The sequence below is a fragment of the Roseibium sp. genome, assembly GCF_050301095.1.
Taxonomy (GTDB): Bacteria; Pseudomonadota; Alphaproteobacteria; order Rhizobiales; family Stappiaceae; genus Roseibium.
Genome location: NZ_JBNKYW010000128.1, coordinates 1 through 25,523, shown reverse-complemented (window position 1 = coordinate 25,523; position 25,523 = coordinate 1). Strand labels below are relative to the sequence as shown.

General features: G+C 57.1%; 21 protein-coding genes and 1 pseudogene. 12 read left to right on the top strand and 10 right to left on the bottom strand.

What is annotated here, in order from left to right; all coding sequences use genetic code 11:
* Positions 1-300 precede the first annotated feature (300 nt).
* Positions 301-1,455 carry an alpha/beta hydrolase gene (locus ACQY7U_RS11895; protein ID WP_428644689.1) on the top strand — a complete coding sequence of 385 codons (1,155 nt, stop codon included), beginning with the start codon at positions 301-303 and terminating at the stop codon, positions 1,453-1,455.
* 506 nt (positions 1,456-1,961) lie between these two features.
* Here ACQY7U_RS11895 and ACQY7U_RS11890 read toward each other — a convergent pair.
* From ACQY7U_RS11890 to ACQY7U_RS11865, 6 genes are all read right to left on the bottom strand, one after another.
* Positions 1,962-3,320: an amidohydrolase family protein gene (locus ACQY7U_RS11890; protein WP_428644688.1), complete on the bottom strand. Its 1,359-nt coding sequence runs from the start codon at positions 3,318-3,320 to the stop codon at positions 1,962-1,964.
* Positions 3,321-3,362: 42 nt separating this feature from the next.
* The gene (locus tag ACQY7U_RS11885) at positions 3,363-4,688 is read right to left on the bottom strand and encodes an amidohydrolase family protein (RefSeq protein ID WP_428644686.1); all 1,326 of its coding nucleotides are present in this window, start codon (positions 4,686-4,688) and stop codon (positions 3,363-3,365) included.
* A 35-nt stretch (positions 4,689-4,723) separates the two neighbouring features.
* Positions 4,724-5,677, bottom strand: a complete 954-nt coding sequence (locus ACQY7U_RS11880; protein WP_428644684.1) for a hypothetical protein — start codon at positions 5,675-5,677, stop codon at positions 4,724-4,726.
* Positions 5,678-6,098: 421 nt separating this feature from the next.
* Positions 6,099-7,046 (bottom strand): helix-turn-helix domain-containing protein, encoded by a 948-nt coding sequence (locus tag ACQY7U_RS11875; RefSeq protein ID WP_428644682.1) that lies wholly within the window; start codon positions 7,044-7,046, stop codon positions 6,099-6,101.
* Positions 7,047-7,373: 327 nt separating this feature from the next.
* Positions 7,374-7,943, bottom strand: a complete 570-nt coding sequence (locus tag ACQY7U_RS11870; protein WP_428644680.1) for a cadmium resistance transporter — start codon at positions 7,941-7,943, stop codon at positions 7,374-7,376.
* Between the two features lie 43 nt (positions 7,944-7,986).
* Positions 7,987-9,243 (bottom strand): MFS transporter, encoded by a 1,257-nt coding sequence (locus ACQY7U_RS11865; RefSeq protein ID WP_428644678.1) that lies wholly within the window; start codon positions 9,241-9,243, stop codon positions 7,987-7,989.
* 381 nt (positions 9,244-9,624) lie between these two features.
* Here ACQY7U_RS11865 and ACQY7U_RS11860 point away from each other — a divergent pair, with 381 nt between their 5' ends.
* Positions 9,625-10,350 (top strand): SH3 domain-containing protein, encoded by a 726-nt coding sequence (locus ACQY7U_RS11860; RefSeq protein WP_428644691.1) that lies wholly within the window; start codon positions 9,625-9,627, stop codon positions 10,348-10,350.
* A 32-nt stretch (positions 10,351-10,382) separates the two neighbouring features.
* The gene (locus ACQY7U_RS11855) at positions 10,383-11,237 is read left to right on the top strand and encodes a transporter substrate-binding domain-containing protein (RefSeq protein ID WP_428644677.1); all 855 of its coding nucleotides are present in this window, start codon (positions 10,383-10,385) and stop codon (positions 11,235-11,237) included.
* 131 nt (positions 11,238-11,368) lie between these two features.
* Here the strand turns inward: ACQY7U_RS11855 and ACQY7U_RS11850 are convergent, their stop codons facing one another.
* The 4 genes and pseudogenes from ACQY7U_RS11850 to ACQY7U_RS11835 all read right to left on the bottom strand — a co-directional run bounded on the left by ACQY7U_RS11850 (position 11,369) and on the right by ACQY7U_RS11835 (position 17,257).
* Positions 11,369-12,712 (bottom strand): amidohydrolase family protein, encoded by a 1,344-nt coding sequence (locus ACQY7U_RS11850; RefSeq protein ID WP_428644676.1) that lies wholly within the window; start codon positions 12,710-12,712, stop codon positions 11,369-11,371.
* Between the two features lie 84 nt (positions 12,713-12,796).
* Positions 12,797-13,252 (bottom strand): annotated as a pseudogene (locus ACQY7U_RS11845) (transposase family protein); the annotation flags it as partial.
* A 111-nt stretch (positions 13,253-13,363) separates the two neighbouring features.
* Positions 13,364-15,301 carry a tetratricopeptide repeat protein gene (locus tag ACQY7U_RS11840; protein WP_428644674.1) on the bottom strand — a complete coding sequence of 646 codons (1,938 nt, stop codon included), beginning with the start codon at positions 15,299-15,301 and terminating at the stop codon, positions 13,364-13,366.
* A 162-nt stretch (positions 15,302-15,463) separates the two neighbouring features.
* Entirely contained in the window at positions 15,464-17,257 is a 1,794-nt protein-coding gene (locus ACQY7U_RS11835) for a tetratricopeptide repeat protein (RefSeq protein WP_428644672.1), read from the bottom strand.
* A 162-nt stretch (positions 17,258-17,419) separates the two neighbouring features.
* Between ACQY7U_RS11835 and ACQY7U_RS11830 the strand changes: the two genes are divergently transcribed.
* From ACQY7U_RS11830 to ACQY7U_RS11790, 9 genes are all read left to right on the top strand, one after another.
* A complete protein-coding gene (locus ACQY7U_RS11830; RefSeq protein ID WP_428644671.1) occupies positions 17,420-17,680 on the top strand; it encodes a hypothetical protein in 261 nt (86 codons plus the stop codon).
* Positions 17,681-17,694: 14 nt separating this feature from the next.
* On the top strand, positions 17,695-18,909 hold the full coding sequence (locus tag ACQY7U_RS11825; RefSeq protein ID WP_428644670.1) for a CaiB/BaiF CoA transferase family protein: 1,215 nt from the start codon (positions 17,695-17,697) through the stop codon (positions 18,907-18,909).
* 156 nt (positions 18,910-19,065) lie between these two features.
* The gene (locus tag ACQY7U_RS11820; protein ID WP_428644668.1) at positions 19,066-19,533 is read left to right on the top strand and encodes a MaoC family dehydratase; all 468 of its coding nucleotides are present in this window, start codon (positions 19,066-19,068) and stop codon (positions 19,531-19,533) included.
* Between the two features lie 157 nt (positions 19,534-19,690).
* Entirely contained in the window at positions 19,691-20,164 is a 474-nt protein-coding gene (locus tag ACQY7U_RS11815) for a MaoC/PaaZ C-terminal domain-containing protein (protein ID WP_428644666.1), read from the top strand.
* A gap of 46 nt (positions 20,165-20,210) precedes the next feature.
* Entirely contained in the window at positions 20,211-21,779 is a 1,569-nt protein-coding gene (locus ACQY7U_RS11810; RefSeq protein ID WP_428644664.1) for an AMP-binding protein, read from the top strand.
* Between the two features lie 62 nt (positions 21,780-21,841).
* On the top strand, positions 21,842-22,474 hold the full coding sequence (locus tag ACQY7U_RS11805) for a MarC family protein (protein ID WP_428644663.1): 633 nt from the start codon (positions 21,842-21,844) through the stop codon (positions 22,472-22,474).
* A 46-nt stretch (positions 22,475-22,520) separates the two neighbouring features.
* On the top strand, positions 22,521-23,297 hold the full coding sequence (locus tag ACQY7U_RS11800; protein ID WP_428644662.1) for an enoyl-CoA hydratase-related protein: 777 nt from the start codon (positions 22,521-22,523) through the stop codon (positions 23,295-23,297).
* A 61-nt stretch (positions 23,298-23,358) separates the two neighbouring features.
* The gene (locus tag ACQY7U_RS11795; protein ID WP_428644661.1) at positions 23,359-24,690 is read left to right on the top strand and encodes a serine hydrolase domain-containing protein; all 1,332 of its coding nucleotides are present in this window, start codon (positions 23,359-23,361) and stop codon (positions 24,688-24,690) included.
* 47 nt (positions 24,691-24,737) lie between these two features.
* Positions 24,738-25,523 (top strand): serine hydrolase (locus ACQY7U_RS11790; RefSeq protein ID WP_428644660.1); only part of this gene is annotated, 786 nt, incomplete at its 3' end.

Here is a 25,523-nt window from a genome sequence, read left to right as displayed (position 1 = left end):
GCACGATTACCGCCGGTGGGTTCCCGGGTCGTCCATCGGACTGTTCCAGGAACTGGGTCTGGTCGACAACTCCATCTCCACCGACAAGCTTATTGCTAAGCGTAAGCTGAGGCCCGGCATCCGGCCCCCGTGGCAGTTTGGGTCCGCGAATGACTGGAGTCGCCAGCTGAGGTCCGGTGACCCATTTACAACACCGTACAATTAGGTCCCGGCAAGCCTTGCAAAGGCTGGCTCTTCCGGTTGACTTCCCCGTTCGCGGACCCGCTAATGCCTTGGTGGATGGGCAAGCGGCTGAGCAGGATGAGCGATCTGTCAGGTATCTCGAGGCAAATTGCATTTTTGCTGGCTGTGCTCCTGCTTGTGTCGGCCTGTGCCGGTCCGCCGGACAACATCATAGGTCTGGATAGCCCTTCCTCATCGTTGTCCCGGTTGCAGGGCCTGAAAAGCCGCGAAGTCTACATTTTGACGACGCGCGCTGCTTCCGACGATCCGGCATTGCTGTTTTCGGGAGATCGCGGTGAGGGATTGAGCCTTGCGAAGGTCCGGGTGACCATTCCGCCGGGCCACAAGACCGGTCACATCGAGCGCGCAAAATCATTGCCGCCGGACCCGCGCAAGGATTTCACCATCGTCGATCCCGAAGTCTTTGCCACGGACAATGCGTTTGTTGCGGACCTTCGGCGGAAGATCCGCAGTCAGCCGAAATCCGGGAGAGATGTGCTGCTGTTCGTGCACGGTTTCAACACAACCTTGACCGACGCGATCGTTCGAACGGCTCAATTTGCAAATGACATGAATTTTTCCGGTGTGCCGGTGGTCTTCAGTTGGGCATCCAAAGGCAAGGTGCTCGACTATGTCTACGACCTGAACAGCACTTTGACCGCCAGGGACCGTCTCGTCGACGGTGCAAACCTGCTCGACAAAGCCTCACCGACCGGGTTTGACCTCGTGGCCCACTCGATGGGTAACTTCTTGACGATGGAGGCCATCCGTCAGGCCGCGATGCAGAAACGGTACAACACCACCGGTAAGATCAGGACGGTCATACTTGCATCGCCGGATATCGACATAGATGTGTTCGAGACGCAGATCAGGCAACTTCCCCGCAGCCAACGGAAATTTTACGTCCTGATTTCCCATAACGACAAGGCGCTCAGCTTTTCCAGGAAAATCGCCGGCGGTGTCAACAGGGTGGGTGAAGCCGACGCGGAACGGTTGGCGAAACTCGGCGTCACTGTCGTCGATCTTACCCAGATCAAGGACACGAACAGCCTCAATCATACAAAGTTCGCGGATGCTCCAGAGGTCGTTCAGCTCATCGGTTTCCGTCTGGCGGAAGGTAACAGTCTGGAGACGAGAAACGAGAATCCGGGTGTAGTGCGCAACATTGCCAGATCCATCGCCAACATCACGGTTTCCGCGGTCGGAGATGGACAGCTGATTGTTGCGCCCTGAGACCCGCCACCGGGGTTGCCCGGAGCTATCCGCCGTCAGCAAGCATCGCTGATTTCCAGGTCGGATCAAGCGCTTTTGGGGGGCAAAGATGTATCCGGCAGGACAAAGCGGCAGGGTGATCAGTTCCGCAGACGCGCGGGCAGATTTTGGTCGCCACATTTTCCATGCAGACTGGTTTTTGGCCCCTTGATGCTGAAAGGCGAGACGATGTCGCCCATCTGCGACGTTTGAATTTTGGCGAATTTCTGAAGCCCGGTTCCCAGCAGTCATTCTCCACCGCTTTGGTCCGGATCACCAGCATCTGTTTGAGGCCGGAGGCGTAGTCGAACGCCTGGCCGGGCTCCTCCCGCATAGGGGTGTTCCTGAGCACGTCGAGCAGCTTCTCGCCCCCCACTGGTCTCGTACAGAAGCCGAATTCAGCTTCATACACGAGGCGTGCGGCCCTGGCCCCACGCATAGTACGCCGTCAGCAGAAGGCAGGCGGTCAAGGAGAAGCGGAAAATCTATCAGTCCTCCAGGGTGTTCTTGTAGACCACGCCATCCTTCATGATCAGATCGAAGTTCTCATGCGGGTCTGCGACCAGGTCCAGGTTTTCAAGCGGATTGCCGTCGACGAGGATCAGGTCGGCATAGGCACCTTCCTCGATCACGCCGAGCGGTCCCAGGGGATAGGGGGTCAGAGGGCCAGACAGTTTGAGCAACTCCGCGTTGTCGCAGGTCGCCATCTTCAAGGCCTCGTAGGGTGTGAACCATTTTTGCAGCTTGGCGAGCTGAGCGCCTTGTCGCTTGGCAAGATCGGCACTGAACAGAGTGTCGGTACCGAAGGCAATTTTGACACCGAGTTCCTTGGCAGTTTTATAAACGAAATCAGTGCCATCGGTCACGAACTTGTACTTCTCCTTTTGGAAGTCGTTCAGTGCCGGCGCATCCTCATCGTCCAGGAAAGGCTGTATGCTGAGCCACACGTCTTCATCCACAAACCTCTGAAGGGTTTCGCGGGTCGACATATGGCCGTGTTCGATGCTTTTGACACCGGCGTCGATCGAATGGTTCACGGCCTGGTCGTTGATGGCGTGGGTCAGAATGTAGGTGCCCCAGTTGGCGGCCTGCTCTACCGCCGCTTCCAGTTCCGCCTTGGTGTATTGCATCGTGTGGATGGGGTCGTAAGACGACGTGACCCCGCCACCTGCCATGAGCTTGATTTGCGTTGCACCCTGCATCAGGTTTTCGCGGACGCGCTTCAGTACCTCCGGCACACCATCAGCGATGTAGAACATGTCCGACGTTTCAAAAGAATGGAGTCTGTCGGGTGTCGCCGGGACGTCTCGGGTCATGCGGAAATCCATATGCCCCGAGGTCTGCGAAATGGCAGGGCCTGACGGGAAGACCCTCGGCCCGACGATGAGGCCCGCATTTGTTGCGCGTGCAATGTCGAACATCGGTCCCGCGGCATCACGCACTGTCGTGAAGCCGCGGTAAAGAGTGTCACGCTGGGCAACCGACGTCAGAAGGTTCCAGTAACCCTCGTTGGTTGTCATGAGTTGGCCAATCGTGGCAGTCGCGAATACCCCATGCCAGTGTGCGTCGATGAGGCCGGGGATCATGGTGTGGCCATCCGCGGTGATCTCGTAACTGCCGTCCGGAGCCTCCAGATCCGGACCAATTTCCGCGATCAGGTTGTCTTTGATGCGTACATCTGCCGTAAGCAGGTTTTCATCACATCCGTTGAAGACCTTTGCTCCCCGGATGATGACGTTTTCATATTTTACCGCGGGACCGTAGGTGTTGCCATGAACGATCTGGCCGCCATTGGATGTGAGAGCAATAGGGTCGTGCGCAAAGCCGGTAACAGGTGCGACGGTCATTACTGCGCCAAGAAGAATAGTGGTCGTCGTCCGAAGCATAACTCAATTCTCCAGGGCGTTCTTGTAGATCACGCCATCCTTCATGATCAGATCAAAATTCTCATGCGGGTCTGCGACCAAATCCAGGTTCTCGAGCGGATTGCCGTCCACGAGGATCAGATCGGCATAGGCACCTTCCTTGATCACGCCGAGTGGACCTTCCTGATAGGGGTGACGCGGCCCCGCCATTTCCATGAGTTCGGCGTTGTCGGATGTCGCCATTTTCAGAGCTTCGTAGGGAGTGAACCATCGTGACAGCTTGGCCAGAAACTTGCCCTGCTTTTCAGCCATTGCAGGATCCATGATCGCATCCGTTCCGAATGCGATCTTGACCCCGATTTCCTTGGCGAGCGGATAGACCTTTTCTGTTCCCGTCGTCGCCTCCAGCCATTTCTCGGTTGATTCCTGCGTCGGGAAGACCATGCGGTCCTCATCGTCAAGAAGCGGCTGCGTACTCAGCCAGACGCCCTTTTCCTCCATCAGTTCGAGAGTTTCGCGTTTGACAAGCATGCCGTGCTCAATGGTCTTGATTCCGGCTTCCACGGCCATCTTGACACCCTCGTCCGTGATGACATGGGCGGCGACATAACTGTTGTAGCTTTCGGCGACATCGACGATGGCCTTCATTTCCTCAAGCGAGTACTGCCGCACGTCGAGCGGATCGAAGATCGAGGCGACACCGCCGCCGGCCGCGATCTTGATCTGGCTTGCCCCCATCCGGAACAGTTCGCGGGCGCGCTTTTGGACTTCGGGCACCCCGTCGCCGATAACAAAGAACCCGGTTCGTCCCCAATAGTCGAGCGTGCTGTCCGCGGGAACCTCATGCGGCAGGCGATAGTCGTAGTGTCCCCCTGTCTGACTGAGCGGAGCACCCGCCACCAGCATGCGCGGGCCCACGATGACACCGGCATCGATCAGCTTCTTGATTGAGAAGCTGTTCCCGCCGATGTCGCGCACGGTTGTGAAACCCCGCATCAATGTGCGTTCTGCCGTCGGCACCGCTCTGGCAGCGATCTCGTAGACGTCACCGGTAAGAATTGTGCTCTGCGGCACCTCCGCCATTGTCATGTGCCAATGCACGTCGGTCAGCCCGGGGATCATCGTACGTCCGCCGCCGTCAATGACTGTGGCACCGTCGGCCTCGACGGGATCGGTAGACACCAGTTTGATGAGATTACCTTCGACGAGAACGCTGGCGTTTTCGACAAGCGCCTCGTTTTCTCCGTCAAACACCTGCACATTGGTAATCAGGGTCTGCGGCGGCGTTTCTTGAGCAAACGCAGGTGAGACCGCGAATGTGATAATTGTAGCAAGAACTATATTTTTCATGGCTTCTCTTTCAACTAGCTTTCTTCGCCCCAAAATCAGTTGAAGGCATTGTAAATAAAGTTCGGCACCGTCGGAGTGATCTTGAACGTCACGCCGAAGTCAGGTCCGAAATCATCGTTTTTCTCGACATAGTAGTCGAACGATGCGGTGAGCTGCGTGGGTACGCTCCCGAATTTGACAACCTTTCGGATCGTCGCGTTGACGGGCACGGTCCATTGTTCTGCTTCCCAGTCGTAGCTGATCTTGGGATTGGTGCCCGCAGTCCAGCCATTGCCGAGAAACTTGAGCGCGAAGAGTTCCAATGTCGAGGTGGAATAGTCCGGACCGTTTCCGGCGACGTTCCACTGGTGTTGAGGAAAGGCGGCAATGGCACCTTCCTTGTTCAGAAAGGCGATCAGCCCTTCCGGACCGAGACGCAACTGTTCTCCCGACAGGGTGGTAAAAGTGGGGATTGTTCCCTGGATGCCGCCGACCACGATCAGCCCGCTGTCAAAGGATTGTCCAACCGCAACATCAAAACCCACGTCGCCGAGCGAAATTTCCTGGGTGAAGCCCGTGCCGGTCGAGTTGGGCACCGGCTGATCGGTCGCGAAGGAAAAACCGGGCCGGACGTAAAAGTTGCGTGTACCATCATCGGTCAAAGGAAAAGGGAACACAGGCTGAAACAGGAAAGTGTTGCCAACCTGATTGTCAGCGTCCGGCAAATCGCCACTGTAGAACGTCGTAATGTTCTGCAAGGTCAAGCTCGCAAGCGGCGAGTTCGGGTTGTTCAGTTGTTGCGCCAGCTCTTCTGTCGAAAGTTCATCCGGATCTCCGGTTGCTTCATCCAGTTCGGAAATCGTGTCGATCTGCACCGGATTGTCGACAGCGTTGAACGCCGCTGAGACACGGTCTTGGGAAAGCTCCTGCGCGAGGCCAGGACACACGGCGAAAAGAATACAAACGAAACTCGCACTGATTGTTTTGGCTGTTTTTGCTGCCGGGCTCATTAGGTCGTTCTCTAAATCCAATATCAATCAGCCAGTTACGGGAATTGTGACGGGAAACGGAGCGGAAGCCGGTGACTAACGTTTTTTTCCAATGGCTTAGCAGATCATTAGAATGCTGCCTCAACGTAAGTTAGTTCCTCTGAAAACGGAACCTGCTGTTTATATGCAGAAATTATCATTTCGGATTAGTCAGTGCGGTTCTTTGGACAAGGGACAGCCTGAAAATGACCCCCCTCCATTTCGTCAGGCACCGAAACCACATACTTGCTCGTTGGGGGCCACAGTCGAGATGGCATGAACGCTGAAATTGAGTGAAATCAGCCTCGAGTTTATTGCAGGCGCAGATAGCGGGATCGTGCCCGGTCAATCTGATCGGTCACTATTCGAATGGCTGAACCGGTCAGTTCCGCGAAATTGCGCCTTAGTTCTCAGCGTTTTTCCTGTTGAGGGTGGCTAAAGGCGTCTCTCCGAACAGCTGCCTATATTCGACCGAGAAACGACCCAGTTCGGTCAGTCCAGCAGAATAGGCTGCCTGTTTCACGTTGCCGCGTTTTGCCGGCAACTTCATGAGTACCCTTCTGGCGTCGGTGAGCCTGCGCTTGTGGAAATAGGCCAGGGGGGGCATGTCACAAACCGACTGGAAGGCGCGATAAAGGGTCGCCTGGCTAACACCTGCCGCGATGCAGAGATCGGCCAGCGAGACCGGGGCACCCTGCGAAGCGAAGAAACGCTCCTCAGCCAGCCGAACAATTTTTTCCGGCGGATCTCCCCGATATTTTCGCAGCTTCTTGCGGGTTGAGCAGAGGTAAGCATCGACAAGCAGTCCGAAGATCGCCTCGCTCTGATTTTTGGCGTCAACCCCGGGTGCCTCGTGCATTCCGTGTTCAAGTGACTGTTTCAGACAAAAATCAATGCCGGTTCGGAATCGGGCTGCCGCTTCCGCCGGGAGTTCCAGAGCTGTTTGATTGAGAAGGACGTCTTCCGGGCCTATGCCGCCGAGAGCAGCAACTGTCCCTATCAAGTCTTTACGGCGAACGGCGATTCCCATGGTGCGCCTGGCACCGCCAACGGCATGAAACCCGTCGTGGGCGCCTTGAGAATAAAGCACCGTGTTTTGGGCTGTCTCACCATTGATCATGCAGTCTTGTTGCCCGTCCCACCACATGAAGCTGAAGCATTCAGGTTTTGTGACAACAATTCCGATGGAAGCGGCATGGTGATGCACACCGAGTACTGAGATCTTGTCCGACGAAAATACGGAAAGGTTTGTCGGAGGTGGACCCGGTTGCACTTGCACCACGGACGCTTCAGAAAGTGGTAGCAACGGTTCCACGGTGCTCCGGTAGTCACCGACCTCGTCGATCCGCATCGCCGAGGCGGCACCTTCTGTCCGGTGCCTGTCTCCATGTTCAGTGCTTTTCCTCATCGGCACACACTAGCTCAATGCGGCCATGGTCGGAACATCCGAACGATCGCGCGCTGTCCGGAATAGGGCCTGCCAGATACCGTCGGCAGTCCAACTCTGTTGCCTTTGCGTGGCACCTTGGTTCAGGACCGGAGAGCTTGCTTTACCCGCTTGGCGGCGGTCCGACCGAGCGTCGCTGAAAGGAGACAGCAATTCAAGGACTTCGATCAGGTGTATCGATCCAGAACACTTGAAAAAGTCCGCAATTTGAAAACAGTCTCGTCATCGTACTCAAAAGGCATCTGTTCCGGTGTCCATCAATATGTAAATGCCGGCCATGATCATCACGAAGGGTGTCAGACGTTCAAGTTTCCGTATTGTATTCAGGCTGAAGCCCAAACCGCGAGACAGGAACGTGCCTGCAATCAAAAGGAAGCTCACAGCCAACAAGGCCCCCAAGATGACCAGGTGATCGAATGCCTTGCTGCTGTCGGCAAAAAAGGCCGCAAGAAGCAAAAGGGTATCAGTGCTCAAAGCGAAAAACACAACTGCGAGGCCGAGCAACCTGTCGGTCACCTTTGAATTTCGAGCGTTCGAAGTGAAAAATTCACCAAGCAACTGACGAACCCCGAGAAAAACGGGCACCAGCCCCAACCATCCAACCTGATGGACAGGCAGACTGGATGCAAAGGCGCCTGCTGCGTATGCAACGGTCATTACAAATGACTGCGCGATCAGAAAACCGACACCGACACGCTTCAGTTTTCCGGCAGTCGCAAGAGCGACAAATACCAGCAGCCCGTCTATGTTTGTCAGCACATAGGCTATGGCTACGGAAAATGGGAGAAGGGTTTCGCTCATTCTTGTTCGTTACCAAGCTCAAGGCGGTTGTACACTTTTTCGGTCAAGATGCTGCTTCCTCTGCAATTTCTCCGGCAGCCTGGATCATGTCCAGGCTGGTTCCCGGCACCGGCAAGGTGGAGGACGGCTCTTCGGGAGGCGTGCGCTGATGCAGCCGGAACGCGGCTATCAGCAGCAGAAGCACATTGACTGCCAGTGTACTGATGGAGAAGGCATAGTCTCCAACGAGCGGGCTCAAGGCAGCTATCGACGCGGGGCCAAGGATGGACCCAAGCGAGTAGATTATGAGCAGCGTGGTCGAAACACGGATGACCGATCCTGGTTCCGCACGGCTGAAGGCCAGTGTTGAAGAGACCGAATACATCGGAAAAATCATCGCACCGATGAGAAGCGCCATGGTGAGCGTCACGACCAGCATGAGCTGACCTTCCTCGCCGCTCAGGCGTCTGCCTTCCGACGGGCCATAGAGAATGTCAAAAATGCAGAATACGATCAGCGGGATGGTCAGAAGCGCGATCAGAAGACGTGGATCGAGTCGGTCGGAAAGCAGGCCGATTGGCCACTGAAAAATCAGTCGCCCGAGATAGAGAAAAAGCACTGCTGCCGCGATCCGGTCCACCGGCACGTCATAAACCGAAAGAGAAAACGGCATTACGGACGTGATGACCGCAACACAGAAACCGGACACGAAGGCTGCCGTTCCGGCTGTGAGTGAAGGCATGCTGAAGACCAGAAGTTTGGGACTGGCTTCAGGTGCCGGCGGCTGTGGTACGCCGGAGCCCACAAGAACCACGACCGAAAGATTCATGAGAATTGCGAAAAACAGCGTGAGTTGATCCGCATCGTCGCCAAGCCAGAGAAACACCAACTGGCTGACCACCGATGCGAACCCGAGAACGATAGAATACACCGCTATCACCCGGCCGAGCGTACCGTCACGAGCCGTTGAGCTTATCCAGCTGTCGGAAACCGCGAGAACCGCTGCAATTGAAGCGCCCATGACAAAGCGCAACACGGCCCAGGACGTGGTCGAATGGCCGATATCCATGCCGACAATCGTGATCGTCGCAAGTGCCGCCGCCATGGCATAGGTGCGAATGACGCCAATCCGGCTCGCCTGCCCGGGTGTTGCAAGGCAACCGATCGCGAAACCGGCTGCATAGGCGGTCGCGATCAGGGACACTTCTCCCTGGGTGCCGCCTTCATTGGCAACCAGTATGCCGATCAGGGTCGTGATTGCGGCATTGGCGAGGTTGACCAGAAACGAGGCAACGAACAGCGCTGACAGGTTCTGGATCATTTGGTCATCTCTCCTGTCCGCTGGAAATGCTTTAAACCGAATTTTTTCACCGAAACTATATGGAACACGCCTTAGCGGAGAAAAGAGACCCTTTTTGGAAGGTGCTTTGGATGACTTACGATCTGGACGTGGCAGACAATGGAACAGTTTCAGGCATTCATCAAAATATTGATATGAGCTACACCGGGTTTGCCGGAAGCTAATTCGTTTTAGCTATCAGGGCACGACCAGTTGATCCAACCTGGAGTAACATTGTGCCTCCGCCTTCGCAGGTGCACCTCCCCAAAAGGCTGTGTGTTTGAAAAAATTGAATTTGGCCCTGTTGTGCCGAGGGGACTTTATGCCCAAAGTGCCGCAACGAGAGATATTTGGAGCTCGATCATGCAGGCACTCAGTGTTGGAAGAATTTGTGCCGGCTTGTTGCTTTTCGTGATGGCACAATTGGCTCCAACGGAAGTGGCTCAGGCAGCCTACCAGGCGACGGCTTCGACAAACTTGAACTACCGGGCAGGTCCGGGCACCAACTATCAAGTCGTTGGTACCATTCCACAGGGTGGTCTCGTTACCGTCTACCAATGCTCCGAAAGCTACAATTGGTGCGATATCGATTATGCGGGCAGTCGAGGATGGGCGTCCAGCAAGTATCTGACATATGCTGGCAGCGGCACTTACTACGGACGACCGCTGCTCTCCACGGGTGTCTATATTGGACTTCCACTTATCCGGTACAATTATCCGATTTACGGGCTGAGACCTCCACACTACCGTCCACCAAACTATCGCCCGCCTGGCAATCGGCCTCCCGGGTTTCGCCCCCCCGGGAACAGACCACCCGGATATCGTCCTCCGGGACACAGGCCTCCCGGGTTCCGCCCTCCCGGGAACAGACCGCCCGGATTTCGCCCACCTGGACACCGACCGCCCGGCTTCAGGCCACCAGGCAACCGCCCTCCTGGTGCTCGACCACAACGCCCGAACCGGCCGACTGTGCGTCCGACACGACCGTCACGCCCCAGCGCAAGGCCGCCCAATTTCCGCCCGAGACCCGGCGCCCGGCCCGGCGGTGGTCATCGCGGAGGACACAAAGGCAAAGGCCGTGGCAGGTGAACGCCCGGTCCCTTTTTGAAGGAGCTATTCGAATGACCAAGTTGAAACTCATGTTGGCGGCAACGCTTCTTCTAATGCCTTTCATGGTGGTGAAGTCTGAAGCGGATGCCTTGCAGGATGCTCTGACCCGAGGGAGCCTCAGGGTCGGAGTGGCCGAAGAGAATTACGTCCCCTGGTTGGCATCAGACAAATCCGGTGAACGTATCGGTTTCGAGATCGACGTAGCTACCAGGGTGAGTGATGCACTTGGCGTACCCGCAGAATTCGTAAATGTCCCCTTCGACAATTTGCTCAAAAGTCTTCTTGACGGGGAAGTCGACGTAGTGATTTCCGGTGTGTCTGTGACCGCGGAACGTGCGAAGGAGGTGTATTTTTCTACTCCCTATGCGACGACGGAATTTACGGTTGTGGTGGACAAAACCCTCCTGCCTGCCGGTGCTGCTGAAAACGGATATGACGTTGAGGGTGTCAAAATCGGAGTGGCTGCAAACACTGTTGCGGAATATGAAGCATCGTCTGAATTTCAGGCAGCCGAGGTCGTGAGTTATGAGGATAACGGGCTAATGCGGGATGCTTTTCTCGAGGGAGAAGTTCACGGGGTCGTCGCGCCAACACCTTACCCGGTCTTCATTGTTTCCAGGGATCCCGATCGCTACGAAATGGAGCAGGCCCCCTTACTGTCTACGGTTGAGGCCATGGTGGTCCGCCCTGACAGTCCCGGCCTGATGAACTTTCTTAATGCCTGGATTGTCGAGAACAAGGCCAGCGGCACACTGGGTGAGCTAAATTCCTACTGGTTCGAAAGTGGTGAATGGCTGGACGATCTGGAAGGCTACACTTCCGGAGCGGACCAGACCGATGGCAGCGTAGATGGAGCGAACAAATAGTTCGCCTCCATAAAGCATGTGAATGGCGCGGTCATTTTTGGGGCTGGTTCGTGGAGCGCTACTGTTGCCCTCAGTCGTCAGGGTGGCTGGGTCAACTATGATGGCAATTTTCGAAGAAACTCCCGAAACGGTCAATTAAGGACATCTTTGTAGATAACCCCATCCTTCATGATCAGACTAATGTTACTCGAGTCCATTAAAAGGCGAATGTCTTCGCTCGGGTCACCTTCGATCAAAATGATATCAGCATAGGCTCCTTCAGCGATCACGCCGAGCGGGCCGTCAGGGTACGGATTTTTCAAACCGCTAAGGGCGAGAATTTCTCCGTTCACACCAGTGACTTGCTGCATCTGTTCAATGGGTTCGTAGAATTCATCACGAAACGCAAATTCCTGGCGGAAGGTTGCAAAGATCTCATCCGCGCCGAAAACATCACTTCCCCAGCCCGTCTTGACGTTGTGTTTAATGCCCCATTCAAAGGCCTGTCGCGCGCCTGCATTGACCTTTGCTAGTTTGGCATTTTGGATGGGGTCCTGAAACAGCGGATTGCTCGAGACGTCCTGCAGCGCGAGGAATGCCTGTGGAATCCAGTAAACGCCCGCTTCGGCCATTCGAATCATGGTTTCTTCTTCCATGATAAGTCCGTGTTCGACAGTCTTCACGCCTGCATCCAACGACGCGACAACCGCATTGTTGACCTGGGCATGTACAGTCACATACGTGCCATAACGCTCTGCCTCCTCGACCGCCGCATTAAGTTCTTCCTGGGTGTACTGTGCTGCTTCCAGCGGATCTTTGAAGCTGGTTACGCCGCCACCGGCGTGTACCTTGATCTGGGATGCTCCCCGGAACAGCATTTCACGGACAGCGGCTCGCACGTCATCGACGCCATCCGCGATAATAGTGGTCTTCGTGGTATTGGCGACACCAGAAGCCGCATACCCGTCAAAACGCGGGTGCCCGTCGTTCGTCATACGGAAATCGCCATGGCCTGAGGTCTGCGTGATGCTGGCACCGCCGCAAAAAATGCGTGGCCCCGGCGAAACGCGCGCGTCAACGACATTCTTCACACCAAAACAATTTCCTCCCAGGTCGCGCACGGTGGTAAACCCGGCATCCAGATATGCCTTCGCCCGTGCTGCGCCCCGGGCTCCTTGTTCGAATGTGTCCTGCGTCATTAGTTGTGTCACAGGATCGGAGTGCAGCATAATATGAGTGTGAGCGTCGATCAGACCCGGCATCAGCGTACGCCCTTCGCCATCGATGATGCGCCCCCCCGCAACTACCAGTGGCTCAAGGGAAATGGCAGAGATCTTGTTTCCTGTTACGACGACATTGGCGTTCTTGATCAGGGCTTGATCCGTACCGTTAAACACATTCACATTTGTAAACAAAATGGGAGCTGAAGGCTCATCTTGAGCAAGAGCACTGCTGCAAACCATCATAAGCAATGAAGAGAGGATAAATTTTTTCATTTTGCTTTTTCCATCAAGCTTTTTTGATCATTTAGGCCGGCCATAGTTGGCCTTGATTTGATGTGAGCCCTTCGGGTCCCTCACTTATTCGAGGCGTCTTTTCCTTTCATAGCTCATTATTTCCAAGGCTGCGAGCGCGCAGAGCGTGGAGCCCTCCACAAGCGTATGCGCTCGGCGCGCGGTCGCTGGTGAATGGCCGCCAAGCGCGGAATGGGGCCGCGTCGTATTATAGTCATGCCACCACCGGGCAAGCTTGCAGATGGCGTCGCCAAGGCTGCCGAAGACTTCCTCTTTCAGAAGCTCGTCGCGCAGTCGCCCGTTGAACACCTCGACGAAGGCATTCTGTGTCGGCTTGCCTGGTGCAATGTCGTGCCAGTCGACGCCGGTCTGGTTCTGCCATTCGAGAATAGCTCACGACGTCAGCTCGGTCCCGTTGTCACTGACGATCCGGCGCGGTTTGCCAAATAATCGGATCAGGGCATCAGGTTCGTGAGCAACGCGTACTCCGAACAGCGACGTGTCTGCCATGCGAATTGCGCAAGCAGGTGACCAGTTCACCTGCTTGCGCAACCAGTGCTGAAGTTTGCTGGCCATGGGCTGATTACGTAAACTCGTTTTGCCAGAACAGTCCTTCTTACCAAAGCAAGATCTCTACTCTGAAGCAATCACGCGGGCACGCTCAAGACCCGCAACAAGCGCGTCGATCACGGCCGGGTCCAGCTTGTGAACTTCGAACGCTGCCCGGGGATCTTCGGCAAGAAGGGGCCAGCGCTCCTCCGCCATTTCAAGGGCCTCACTTGCGGCACGCCCGTTACCAAGACCGCCGTGGGCGATGGCGAGAAACGCATAGGTCACACCCATTCCATCGACAACCGCGAGGTTGGCGGCAGAGAGCATCTCGTTCCATTCCCTCTCCATCATGTGGTTCACTGCAAGCATCTGGTAGTAGCGTGGGGCAGGCGACACGGATCTTTCGATTGCCCGTTCCAGTAGCGGAAGCGATTCCGAAAAACGGCCCCTCATTCCGAGCATGAAACCCAGGTTTCCGACTGTTTCAGGATCGTTCGGGTTCGCCTCGACCGCTTGCCGGGCGTAGTCTATGGATCGCTCGAAGTTGCCGTCATAGTGCTCGATGTGCGACATCGCCTTGAGGGCATCGGTATCGGACGGATCCAGGCTGAGCGCACGGGTTGCCGCTTCGCGGGCGGGAACGAGAGCCTCACCATCCGGCAACTCCTTGTCGTGGCCGAACCGGACACCATCGTTGCGCAGATATGCAAGCATTGCCCATGCCCGCGCATAGTCCGGATCCTTTTGCACGGTCTCTTCGAGACATGACCGCGTTTCTTGGTATTCTTCCATGCGAAGCGTGCGGCGGTAGATCTGGGCGCGGGCAACACAGGCATAGCTGGCCAGGTTTGGGTTGGTTTCTTCGGACACAAGAAACTGCTTAAGTTCGCTCCTGGCGATGCCGTATTGCTGGCCGACCACCGAAGCGACCTGAGAAGATATTTTGTCCTGGATCTCGGTGATACTCCGCTCGTTGGTTCCTGCCCTGTACCGATTGCTCCACAGAACCCCAGAATCTTCATTGCGTACGAGTTCTGCGCGGACGAGCAGCTCACCATCCTCCCGCCATACTGAGCCTTTCAAGACAAATTGCGTTAGTGCGTGAAGTCTTGCCGCTTCCGGCCGGTCGGGACCGGCGGTGCCTTCACTTGCCATCAGATGCACGCGCAGGTCCGGGAATTTCAAAAGAGCGGCGGTGATCTCCTGCGACAGTCCGGCAGCGAGGAGTGACGAAAGCTCGTCGTCGGTTGCTCGTGCCTCGAAGCCTTTAACCAGGATCCTTGCACCATCGACAGGCAAGGTTGAGCCGGCAAGCGTAGACCCGCCAGGCCTGTAGGCCCAAAAAAGCGCGAGCGCCGTACAGGCAAGAAGCACTGCGACAAACAGCGTGAGGCGGAGATATTTGCGGCTGGCCAGCTTCGTTAGCGGCGACACAGAGGCTGTTTTTGCTGTTGCGGGACCACCTCCAACCGCAACAGAACCGCTGGCAAGGCGAGGTTCATCGTCATGCTCAACAGTGTCCAGTCTCGAAAATTTCGGAATGTAGTGTCCCTTGGGAATGCTGATCCGAACAGGTGCGTTCCGGCCGGCATCGGCATAATAGTGGTCAAGGTCGCGGCGGAGTTTCCGGGCTTCGAGTCGAACCACCGGATCCGTTTGCTGATCAAAATCAGGTCCCCGGTCAAAAACGGCCATCGCAATGGTCGTGGCCTTCAGCCCGGAAGATCGGCCGGCCAGTGCCTCTTCGACGATAAATGTCAGCATCTCGCGGCGGCGACCGCTTGCCTGAAAACCGGAAAAATCAAGAATTAGCTCAAGCTGACGCCGGATGTCGGCCTCATCCAGGGACGCGTCATCGCACACTTTGGGGTGAAATGTCATATTGTTCAATTTCTTAACAAAAAAGGTCAGCCATTGTCCTAACAAATTACGTATCGGAAGGTAATTCGTAGAACTTCGGAGAAACGGGAACACTGCAAGACCTATCAACACCGACCAGAAACGTTCCTGAATATCCATTCTGGCTAGAGACAACAGACAACACATGCCGCCCTACGGCTCGGGGAGCCAGCTGAAACTTGAAGAAAAATTCCATGGTCTGCGCTTGGATCTTCCCGGCATGTAGACCCGGGACTTGTTGATGGAGAAATGGGGAATGGCACAAGTCGGAAACATCGTTTCCTACTCCAATTGAGCCTGACCTGCTCTGTCAAGACCCGCTACAATCTGGTCGATTATGACCGGGTGCAACTTATGAAGTTCGAAAGCAGCCCTGGGGTCCTCTGCAAGCAGTGGCCAACGTTCTGCCATCTTGTCCAGGTTTTCCCGGGCGGCATGGCTGTTACCCAGGGCGCCGTGTGCAATGGCAACAAGCGCATAACTCACGCTCGATCCGTCGGCGACCGCATGATTGGCGGCCAACAGCATGTCGTCCCACTCGCCCTTCATCATGTGGTCCAGTGCGATCATGTGATAATAGAATGGCACAGGGGAGACGGAGCGCTCGATTGCGCGCTTCAGCAAGGGGACGGCCTCCGAGAGGCGGTTCCGGATACCAAGCCTGTTGCCAAGGTTTGCTAGTGCATCGGGGTCATTCGGATTAACTTCGACGGCCTGCCGCGCATACTCAATCGCCTGCTCGAAATTGCCTTTATATTGTTCAATGTGAGACAACGCTTTCAGCGCGTCGATATCGTTCGAATTCAGAGTGAGCGCGCGTATGGCAGCTTTTCGCGCAGGCGCGTATTTCGCATCTTCCGGCAAGGTCTCGTCGTAACTGAAACGGGCCGCATCCATGCGGAGGTAGGCCAGCATGGCCCAGGCGCGAGCGTATTCGGGATCCCTGCGAACAGCGGTTTCGAGGCAATCCCGGGCTTCCTGATATTCTTCCTGGCGAATGGTGCGCCGGTAAATCTGCGCACGAGCGATGCAGGCATAGTCTGTCAGACTCGAACTTTCATCATCCGACAACAGGGTTTTCCTGGCATCGTTCATGGCTATGCCGTATCGCTGGCCGACAACCGTGGCAATCTGGGCAGAAATGTCGTCTTGAACCTTGCTCATGCCTTGGGCTTCAGTGCCTATAGAGTAACGTTCACTCCACAAGACCTGCGAATCTTCACTGCGCAGGAGTTTTGCACGTACCAGAATGTCGTCGTTCTCACGCAACACGTTGCCTGTAACGACAAACTCTGTTGCTGCTCGAAGCCTCGCCATATCCGACAGGCCAGCATCGACCGTTCCTGGACCCGACCCCAAATGTACGCGCAGGTCCGGGAAATTCAGAAGAGCGGCGGCAATTTCTTGCGAGAGCCCTGCCGCGAGAAGAGGCGAAAGCTCGTCAGTGTCGTGTGCCTCGAAGCGCATGACAAGAACCCGGGCGCCATCGGCAGGCATTTGTGAACCGGATGCGGCGGGGTCGTTCGATTTTCCGAACCAGAGAAGCACAAGTGTCGTACAGAAAAAAATCGTTGCGGCAAGAAGCGCAAGGTGGAGGTTTCGGTGACCTGCCGATTTGTCTGGTGGCAGGCTGGAGACCGTTTCTGCCCCATCGGGACCACCATTGAATCCTGGGGAGCCGCTGGCACGGGCAGGCGTATCGACTAGCTTGACGGCATTCAACGCCGAAAACCTGGGAATATAACGCCCCTTGGGGATGCTGATCAGAACCGGGTCATCCCGGCCAGCATTGGCATAGTAATTGTCTAAGTCTCGACGGAGCTTTCGGGCCTCCAACCGGACCACCGGATCCGTCTGTTGATCAAAGTCCGAGCCTCTGTCGAACACGGCCATCGCAATCGTCGAGGCTTTCAACCCGGAGGCGCGGCCGGCAAGCGCCTCTTCTACGATGAAAATCAGCATCTCTCGCCGACGGTCGCTCGCCTCAAGCCCGGAAAAATCAAGAATACGCTTGAGCTGCCGACGGATCCGAGCCTCGGTTATGGACAGGTCATCAGTGGCTTCAGGATCGGACAAAATGATGTTTCTCTAAGTTTCGGACGACATCGGCGCAAACCCGTTCATGCCTTCAAATGGAGGAAAAGCCTTGCGTCTGTGTGACAGAACCCATGTAGCAACATGTAGCAACCTATCTATTCTCCCCACGACGTGCTGACCTCGAACCGAGGAGCAGCAAGGATGAAAACAAAGTTCCTGCACACATTCATAGGGCGGTTCCCGGATCGGGAAAGGGAGATTGCTCTGCTGGAACGCAACAATCCTGCTTTTCGTTCGATCTGCGAAGAAATTGAAATGGCGGAGGTCGCCCTGGCGCACTGGAAGGATGTTCCGCAGCGCGCATCGGAATACCAGGCCATTCTCGATCGGCTACAGGACGAGTTTCTGGAACATCTCTCGACTGACCCGCGCAAACACAAGTGCAATTCCCCGAATGCATGAGGAGAAATTATCAGATGACTGGAATTCTTGAGGGTATCAGAGTGATCGAGGTTGCCGGTATGGCTGCGTGCCCCTCGGCTGCGGTGATGCTTGCCGACCTCGGCGCAGAGGTGATCAAGGTCGAACCGCCCACGGGCGACATGTGGCGCTACGGGCACAAGGTGAAGGGCATGCCGCCCAGCGACATCCCTTACACCACCTTCATGCAGAACCGCACCAAGAAATCCGTGGCGCTGAACCTCAAGGACCCTTCGGCACAGGAAGTGCTTCACAAGCTGGCCGCGTCGGCGGACGTGTTCCTGACCAACTCGCCGCGCAAGGTGCAGCGGGAGTGCGCGCACACCTACGACATGATCAAGGAGATCAAGCCCGACATCGTCTATGCCTGGATCAACGGCTTCGGCATGGCGGGGCCGGACACCGATGCGCCGGGCTTTGACATGACGGCCTATTATTCACGCACCGGTGCAGCTGACGAGCTCAGCCCCAAAGGTAGTGGCCCGTCGGCACCTCCGGTGGGCTTCGGCGACCTGGCCACCGCGATCGCGCTCTGCAACGCGGTGATGACGGGTTTGTTTCACAAAGAGCGCACAGGGAAAGGGTCGTTCGTCGCGACATCGCTGATGAATGTCGGTCTGTGGCAGAACTCGACATTCGTTCAGGCTGCTCTGGTTGGCGCGCCGCCCATGCAGAAGTTCCATCGCACGGAATGGCCAAACCCCGTCAACGGTGGTTTTTTCAAGACGAGCGACGACCGCTACGTCCAGATCGTCGAACTGAACCCAAAGAACTTCGCGAATCTTTGCGACGCTTTCGGCGCCAGCGAGGCAAAGGACGACCCGCGCTTTGCAACACCGCAGGCGCGAGATGAGAACGCCGCTGAGCTCTTCGCCGCGATGGACCGGATTGTCGGCCAGCACGATCTCGCCACGGTGAAGGCCCGACTGAAGGAGTACCATGTGAATTTCAGCCCCGTGCAGACCACGGTGGAGGACGTCACGGACGAGCACATGATCGCCAACGGCTGCTTCCCGGAGGTCGAAGGCGCGGGCGGCCACAAGACAGTCGACAGCCCGATCTATGTCGAGGGTGACGGGATCGAGAAAGTCCCGCCGCGAAAGGCGCCGGAAGTTGGAGAGCACACCGCCTCCATCTTGGCGAACCTCGGCTACAGCCAGGATCAGATCAAGGCGATGGCGGAAGCCAAAGCGATCCGTGTGCACGGGTAATCCCGGCATTGCGACAGGGTTAAACGGTACCGGGGACGGCAACGCAGTGTGAGAACCTGCTGTCAGACCCGGCACCGATCATGGAAGCGATCAGCGAGCCCGCCTTTTCCTTGGGCGCGGCTCGACCCCAGAGACCTCCGACAGGAAGGAAAGACAATGGCAGACGCGGAACACAAATTCTTCGAGGATTTTGAAATCGGCGAGTCGACCATGACGAACGCCCGGACCATCACCGAAACGGATATCGTCATGCACGCGATGCATTCCGGTGACTGGCAGCCGCACCACACGAATGAGGAATTTGCCAAGGAACAGCCGTTCAGGACCCGCATTGCCCACGGCAACCTGACCTTCTGCGTCAGCACGGGCCTCATCTTCCAGTCGTCATCGGAAAACCCGAACATCATGGCCTATGGCTATGACAAGATACGCTACCCGTCCCCGGTCTTTCCTGGCGATACGATCAAGGTTGAAGTCAAGGTCATCGACAAGCAACCGCATCACAAGTCGAAGACCCACGGCATCCTGACCCAATCGGAAACAACGACGAACCAGCGTGGCGAGACAGTCGCCTATGTCGAGCACAAGCTGTTCGTTACGAGACGCACTCCGGCCGAAGACTGAAAGATCCCGTGAACACGGATTTCGATACATCCGGCTAGGCAAATCTGGGCTTCAACAACCGCAAACCATGTGAATGCGTTCCTTCGTCAAGGAGGGACGGGCGCAAGCTCCAGTTCTGACGATCGGTCAGACAGGACAGTTTCTTAAGGGGAAGACGATGGCTGAAAATGCAAAATACAAGGAAGTCGCCAAATTCTGGGAAGATTTCGAGATTGGCGAGAAGAGCTCGACGAATGCGCGCACCATCACTGAGGCCGATATCGTAATGCATGCGATGCACTCGGGAGACTGGATGCCGCATCACACCGATGCGGAATGGTGCAAGACCCAGCCCTTCAAGAAGCCGATCATGCACGGCAACGGAACCTTCTCCATCAGCACCGGCCTTTGCATTCAGGGCGAACCGATAAATCCGCACGGCATGTCCTACGGCTACAACAAGATCCGCTATCCGAACAACGTTTTCGCGGGCGACACGATCAAGGTTGTGACCGAGGTCATCGACAAGCAGGACCACCCCAAAAGTCCGGATCATGGGCTCATCATCGAAGGCAAGACGACGACCAACCAGCATGGCGAATGCGTCTGCTACGCCGAACACGTGATCTTCGTGGAGAAAAAGAAGTCCTGATGACCGCGTGCCAGAGGTAAAGAGTTTGAAGGGGTCCCTCAAAGAAATGTCTGTTTCCAAGGCCAACGGGTTCCACGGCATGGATGTGATCTGGTTGCTCGACCAATGGGCCGAGCGCCAGCCGGACAAGGCGTTCCTGATCTGGGCGCCCTTCGACGGCGCGGAACGCAGCTGGACCTATGCCGAACTGGCGCGGGATGCCAGGCGGTTCGCGGCAGGTCTGCACGCGCGAGGTGTCGGGAGCGGCGATTTCGTTCTCATGCATCTCGACAATTCGCCCGACTTTCTGATCGCCTGGTTCGCTTGTGCCTGTCTCGGAGCCGTCCCCGTTACGACCAACACGAGATCCGTCACCGAGAACGTCAATTATTTCGCGGAAGTGATGCAGCCTGTCTGTGCCGTTACCCAGCCATCGCTGGCAAAACTGGTGCGTGAGGCATGTGGCCCGGATACGCCGATGATCGTTTCCGGCGATGCAGGCGATTATGACGCGGAAGCACTCGGCGCTGAGGCCTTTGCAGACGTCTTCGATGACGGACCTGTTCCGGACATATCCACGGACTGTGACCGGAATTTCGCTGTCCAGTTCACGTCGGGCACCACCTCCCGGCCGAAACCCACGGTCTGGACGAACGCCAACGCCCTATGGGGCGGCAGGTGCATGGCGATGAACCTGCGTCTGCGGCGCGAAGATGTCACCCTGATCTACATGCCGCTTTTCCATGCCAACGCCCAGATTTCCCTGCTGACGGCCCTTTGGTCGGGCGGAACGATCGTCGTGCATCCAAAATTCTCGGCGTCCCGGTTCTGGGACACTTGTGCCGCCTATGGTGTCACCTGGGTGTCGATGATCCCCTTCGCGTTCAAGGCGCTGAGCGGGCGTTCTGTACCTGACCACAATGTACGCACGCTGATCGGACTGGCGCGCCTTCCGGAGGCCGAAAAGGAGTTCGGTGTCCAGACGATGGCGCTTTGGGGCATGACGGAAACACTGACCGCCTGCATCGTCACGGATGCCGATCATACCGGACCTGCCGGGACGATGGGCCGTCCCTCTCCGTTTTATGAGGTGGAGGTGCGCAAGCCCGACGGCACCTTGGCAGGCCCGGGTGAAGAAGGGTTGTTGTTCATCCGTGGAGAGCGCGGCGTATCCCTCTTCAAGGAGTACTACAAAGACCCGGAGAAGACCAAGGAGGCATTCGACAAGAGTGGTGCGCTCGACACGGGAGACCGCGTTCGTATCGACGAGGACGGCTGGATGTTCTTCGTCACCCGGGACAAGGACATGCTGCGGGTCGGTGGAGAGAACGTAGCGGCTCTGGAGATCGAAACCGCCATTCTCGAGACAGGTTTGGTGCTGGAATGCGCAGTGGTCGCGCAGAAACATTACATGCTAGGCGATGTTCCTGCCGCTTTTGTTTCGGCAAGTGAAACCGGGAAAGGTCTTTCGGAAGAGGACCTTGGAGACCGGATTGTCGCGCATTGCCGTGAAAAGCTTGCTGACTTCAAGGTGCCAAGGTCTGTGCATCTCGTCGACGATTTTCCCCGTTCAACACTGGACCGGATTGCCAAGAACAAGCTTCGGGACACGCTGCCGCCGATCGAAGCCGGGTGACCGATGGTGATCGAACAAGACAGTGGGGTTCTGCTCCATGAGGAATTGAAAGGAATTGAACAATGAGCTGGGTAGAGATCGCGGTCCTTCTATTCGTCACGATCGGCCCGGTGCGCGCCGCGCTGGTTTATCTGGGGCTGACGAAATCGGCAGACGCCGAACTGAAACGGGCGATCGCCTTCCGGACGGTCACGGTCTCGACGGTGATCTGCGTTATTTTTGCGCTTGTCGGGGCGGCCATTCTGGCGGGGCTGAAAGTCAGTACGGAAGCCCTGTTGATCGCTGGAGGGGCCATTCTCTTCATCTTCGCCCTCAATCTGATCCTTGCTGAAGACAAGGAGCAGGCATCTGACGGTCCGCCGCCAGCCCCGTCCCTGGATGTCGCGACGTTTCCCCTCGCGGTGCCTCTCATGGCATCCCCGCATGGCCTCGTTGCCATCGTTGCAATCGAGGCAACTCTGCAGGGTGTCGCGGACGCCGCGATTTTTGTTGCGCTGATATTGGGTGTCATGGCGCTCAATCTCGGTTTCCTGCTGGCTGCCGACAAGATCTTTGCAAAGATCCCTCCGGCTATCCTGAAAATTTTCCTGCGCATCGTAGGCCTGTTGCTCTGCGCGCTGGCTGTTCAGCTGATCATCTTCGGACTTGATGGCCTTGGACTGATCCCGAACCCGGATATCGAACTCAACCGCTAAACCGAAGAGTGGCAAGTCACCCAGCTTTGTCCAAGGAGACACCGAAATGGCCGACTACAAGTACATGCTGACCGAGCGCAAGGGAAACGTCGGGATCGTCACCTTCAACCGTCCCGAGGCGATGAATGCGTTGAACGAAGAAGTTGAGATCGAAGTCACGGATGCCCTGATGGCCTTCGACGCGGACGACAGTATCGGCTGCATGATCCTGGCCGGCGGTGACAAGGCCTTCTGTGCCGGCGCCGATCTCAAATGGATCGCGTCCAAGGAATTTCCGGAGGCGTTCCGGACTGACATGGCTGCCTACATGGACCAGGTCGCCGAGTTGCGCAAACCGGTCATTGCGGCTGTGCGTGGGTACGCCTTCGGAGGAGGCACGGAAATCTCGCTGATGTGCGACATGATCCTGGCAGACACGACGGCAAAATTCGGTCTGACTGAAGTAACGCTGGGTGTCATTCCAGGCGGCGGCGGGACGCAGCGCATGTCTCACCGGATCGGCAAGTACAAGGCAATGCGCTACATCCTGACCGGCGAGTGGATCGACGCAGTGGAAGCCGAACGGATTGGTCTGATCACGCAAGTTGTCGAGGATGGCAAACTGATGGACGAAGCGATGGCACTCGCCACCAAGATTGCCAACAATCCGCGGCTGTCGGTTCTGGCAGGCAAAGAGGTTGTAAACCAGCAAGCCGAAATGCCGCTCACCGAGGGTCGCAAGGTCGAACGCCGCTTGTTCCATGCGCTGTTCGGAACGCCGGACTTCAAGGAAGGAACGGCCGCTTTCGCCGAGAAGCGCAAGCCCAATTACACGAAATACTGAACCGAAGCATCAACACGGTGGCGTGCAAATCATGTTGCCTGTCACAATCCGGAGAACCCTAGTGCGAAACTGGATCACCCCCCTCAGAAGCAGCTGCAAACATGCCCTGCTGGGCACTCTCTTGCTGTCAGCCACGCCAATTGCCGCTCAGGACCGAACCCCGCTTGACGAGTTCGTCGATGGCTTTCCGATGAAACTAGAAAAGGAAACGCGGGACGCCGATTACAACGAGCTTTTCCGCGGCGGCGATCCGTCCGCCTATTTCAACATGCGCGTGTCGGAGTTCCTGCCGACGGCCATCCTGCCGTCGCGCGTCGGTCCGATGCCGTTGGCCGAAAACCCGATGCCCCGGATCGGCGAGGTGAAGGCCGAGCTGATGGAGGCCAGCGCACTAGAGGGGCCGCTGTCCCTGGACGCCTTTCTGGACCGGCACCAGGGCGCCCAGGCATTCCTGGTCGTTCACAAGGGCCAGGTGGTCTACGAGAAGTATCCGCGGATGCGGCCCGAGGATCATCACCTCTGGATGTCCTGCGCCAAACCGATGGCCAGCCTGGTAATCGACCAGCTGATCAGTGAAGGCAGGATCGACCAGAACGCGCCGATCACCGACTATCTGACCGACTTCAAGGGCACACCATGGGACGGCGTCACCACGCGCGACGTGATGGACATGGGCTCGGGCATGGATCTTGAGGACACTACGGAGTCCCGCTTCGATCCCGAGAACGTTGCCCGGCGGGTTTATGAAGCCGAGTTCGGCTTCCCCAACGAGATCCACGGCGTTGAGAAGCTGCGCGACGTGCTGCGCGGCACCCCGAAGCTGGAGGAGCCGGGGAAGGCCTTCCACTACGCCTCAGGCCTGACCCAGATGCTGGTCTTCCTCGCCGAGGCGGTGGAGGGTGATCGCTGGGCCCAGATTTTCGATCGCCGCGTCTGGTCGAAAGTTGGTGCCGAGGGGGCGTTGCAGATCCACCTGACCCCCGACGGGATTGCCGCCGTGCACGGGCTGATATCGAGCAACCTGCGCGACTTCGCCCGCTTCGGCATGCTCTACACGCCGAGCTGGGACAAGATTGCCACCGAGAAAGTGGTGACAGACGAGATCCTGGCCCGCATCCACGACGAAGTGCGCAGCCATGAGTTCATCATGGCCGGCTTCGACGGCCCGGAATTCGCCGACCGCGTTGGCACGGACGACTTTATCGGCAACAGCCGACAGTGGGACCTGGTCTGGCCCGACGGCGACATGATGAAATTCGGGCTGATGTCGCAGGGTCTCTATGTCTCGCCCTCGCGTGACCTGGTGATCGTCTACTTCAACGTCAGCGATCAGGACCTGTCCGCTCACCGTTTCGCCCGCCCGATCGCAACCTCGGGCCTGTTCGACGAGTGACGGCGATCAATGGCGCCCGCCGCCGCAAACCCAAGGAGACAAGAGAGATGTTCAAGATCCCTTTCGCCGCGTCGCTCGTTGTGCTGGTCGCCGGGGCCGCCGTCGCGCAGGAGCGCACGCCGCTCGACCAGTTCGTCGACGGCTTCCCGCTGGCGCTGGAGAAGGAAACCCGCACCGCCGATTACAATGAGCTTTTCCGCGGCGGGGACCCATCCGCCTATTTCAACATGCGCGTGTCGGAGTTCCTTCCCACCGCCGTTTTGCCCTCACGCGTCGGTCCAATGCCGCTGGCCGAGAACCCGATGCCCGAGATCGGTGAGATTGAGGTCGACATGACCTCCGAAAGCTCGCTGCCCAGCCCGCTGTCGCTCGACGCGTTCCTAGAGCAGTCGCCGGGCGCGCAGGCCTACATGGTCGTCTACAAGGGCGAAATCGTCTACGAGAAGTACCCGCGGATGCGGCCCGAGGATCACCACGTGTGGATGTCTTCGGCCAAGCCCACCGCCAGCCTCGTGATCGACCAGCTTATCAGCGAAGGCAAGATCGACCAGAACGCGCCGGTTACCGACTATCTTCCAGACTTCAAGGGCACGCCAGGGGACGGCGTCAATACCAAGGACATCATGGACATGGCCTCGGGGATGGACCTGGAGGACACCTCAGAGTCCCGCTTCGACCCTGACAACATTGCCCGGCGGGTCTACGAATCCGAGTTCGGCTTTCCCAACGAGACCCGGGGCGTTGAGAAGCTGCGTGACGTGCTGCGCAGCACGCCCAAGCACGAGGAGCCGGGCCAGGCCTTCCACTACGCCTCCGGCCTTACCCAGATGCTC

Coding starts and splice junctions, on each gene's coding strand:
- ACQY7U_RS11895 (WP_428644689.1), top strand. CDS start 301: ATGAGCGATCTGTCAGGTATCTCGAGGCAAATTGCATTTTTGCTGGCT.
- ACQY7U_RS11890 (WP_428644688.1), bottom strand. CDS start 3,320: ATGACCGTCGCACCTGTTACCGGCTTTGCGCACGACCCTATTGCTCTC.
- ACQY7U_RS11885 (WP_428644686.1), bottom strand. CDS start 4,688: ATGAAAAATATAGTTCTTGCTACAATTATCACATTCGCGGTCTCACCT.
- ACQY7U_RS11880 (WP_428644684.1), bottom strand. CDS start 5,677: ATGAGCCCGGCAGCAAAAACAGCCAAAACAATCAGTGCGAGTTTCGTT.
- ACQY7U_RS11875 (WP_428644682.1), bottom strand. CDS start 7,046: ATGCGGATCGACGAGGTCGGTGACTACCGGAGCACCGTGGAACCGTTG.
- ACQY7U_RS11870 (WP_428644680.1), bottom strand. CDS start 7,943: ATGAGCGAAACCCTTCTCCCATTTTCCGTAGCCATAGCCTATGTGCTG.
- ACQY7U_RS11865 (WP_428644678.1), bottom strand. CDS start 9,243: ATGATCCAGAACCTGTCAGCGCTGTTCGTTGCCTCGTTTCTGGTCAAC.
- ACQY7U_RS11860 (WP_428644691.1), top strand. CDS start 9,625: ATGCAGGCACTCAGTGTTGGAAGAATTTGTGCCGGCTTGTTGCTTTTC.
- ACQY7U_RS11855 (WP_428644677.1), top strand. CDS start 10,383: ATGACCAAGTTGAAACTCATGTTGGCGGCAACGCTTCTTCTAATGCCT.
- ACQY7U_RS11850 (WP_428644676.1), bottom strand. CDS start 12,712: ATGAAAAAATTTATCCTCTCTTCATTGCTTATGATGGTTTGCAGCAGT.
- ACQY7U_RS11840 (WP_428644674.1), bottom strand. CDS start 15,301: ATGGATATTCAGGAACGTTTCTGGTCGGTGTTGATAGGTCTTGCAGTG.
- ACQY7U_RS11830 (WP_428644671.1), top strand. CDS start 17,420: ATGAAAACAAAGTTCCTGCACACATTCATAGGGCGGTTCCCGGATCGG.
- ACQY7U_RS11825 (WP_428644670.1), top strand. CDS start 17,695: ATGACTGGAATTCTTGAGGGTATCAGAGTGATCGAGGTTGCCGGTATG.
- ACQY7U_RS11820 (WP_428644668.1), top strand. CDS start 19,066: ATGGCAGACGCGGAACACAAATTCTTCGAGGATTTTGAAATCGGCGAG.
- ACQY7U_RS11815 (WP_428644666.1), top strand. CDS start 19,691: ATGGCTGAAAATGCAAAATACAAGGAAGTCGCCAAATTCTGGGAAGAT.
- ACQY7U_RS11810 (WP_428644664.1), top strand. CDS start 20,211: ATGTCTGTTTCCAAGGCCAACGGGTTCCACGGCATGGATGTGATCTGG.
- ACQY7U_RS11805 (WP_428644663.1), top strand. CDS start 21,842: ATGAGCTGGGTAGAGATCGCGGTCCTTCTATTCGTCACGATCGGCCCG.
- ACQY7U_RS11800 (WP_428644662.1), top strand. CDS start 22,521: ATGGCCGACTACAAGTACATGCTGACCGAGCGCAAGGGAAACGTCGGG.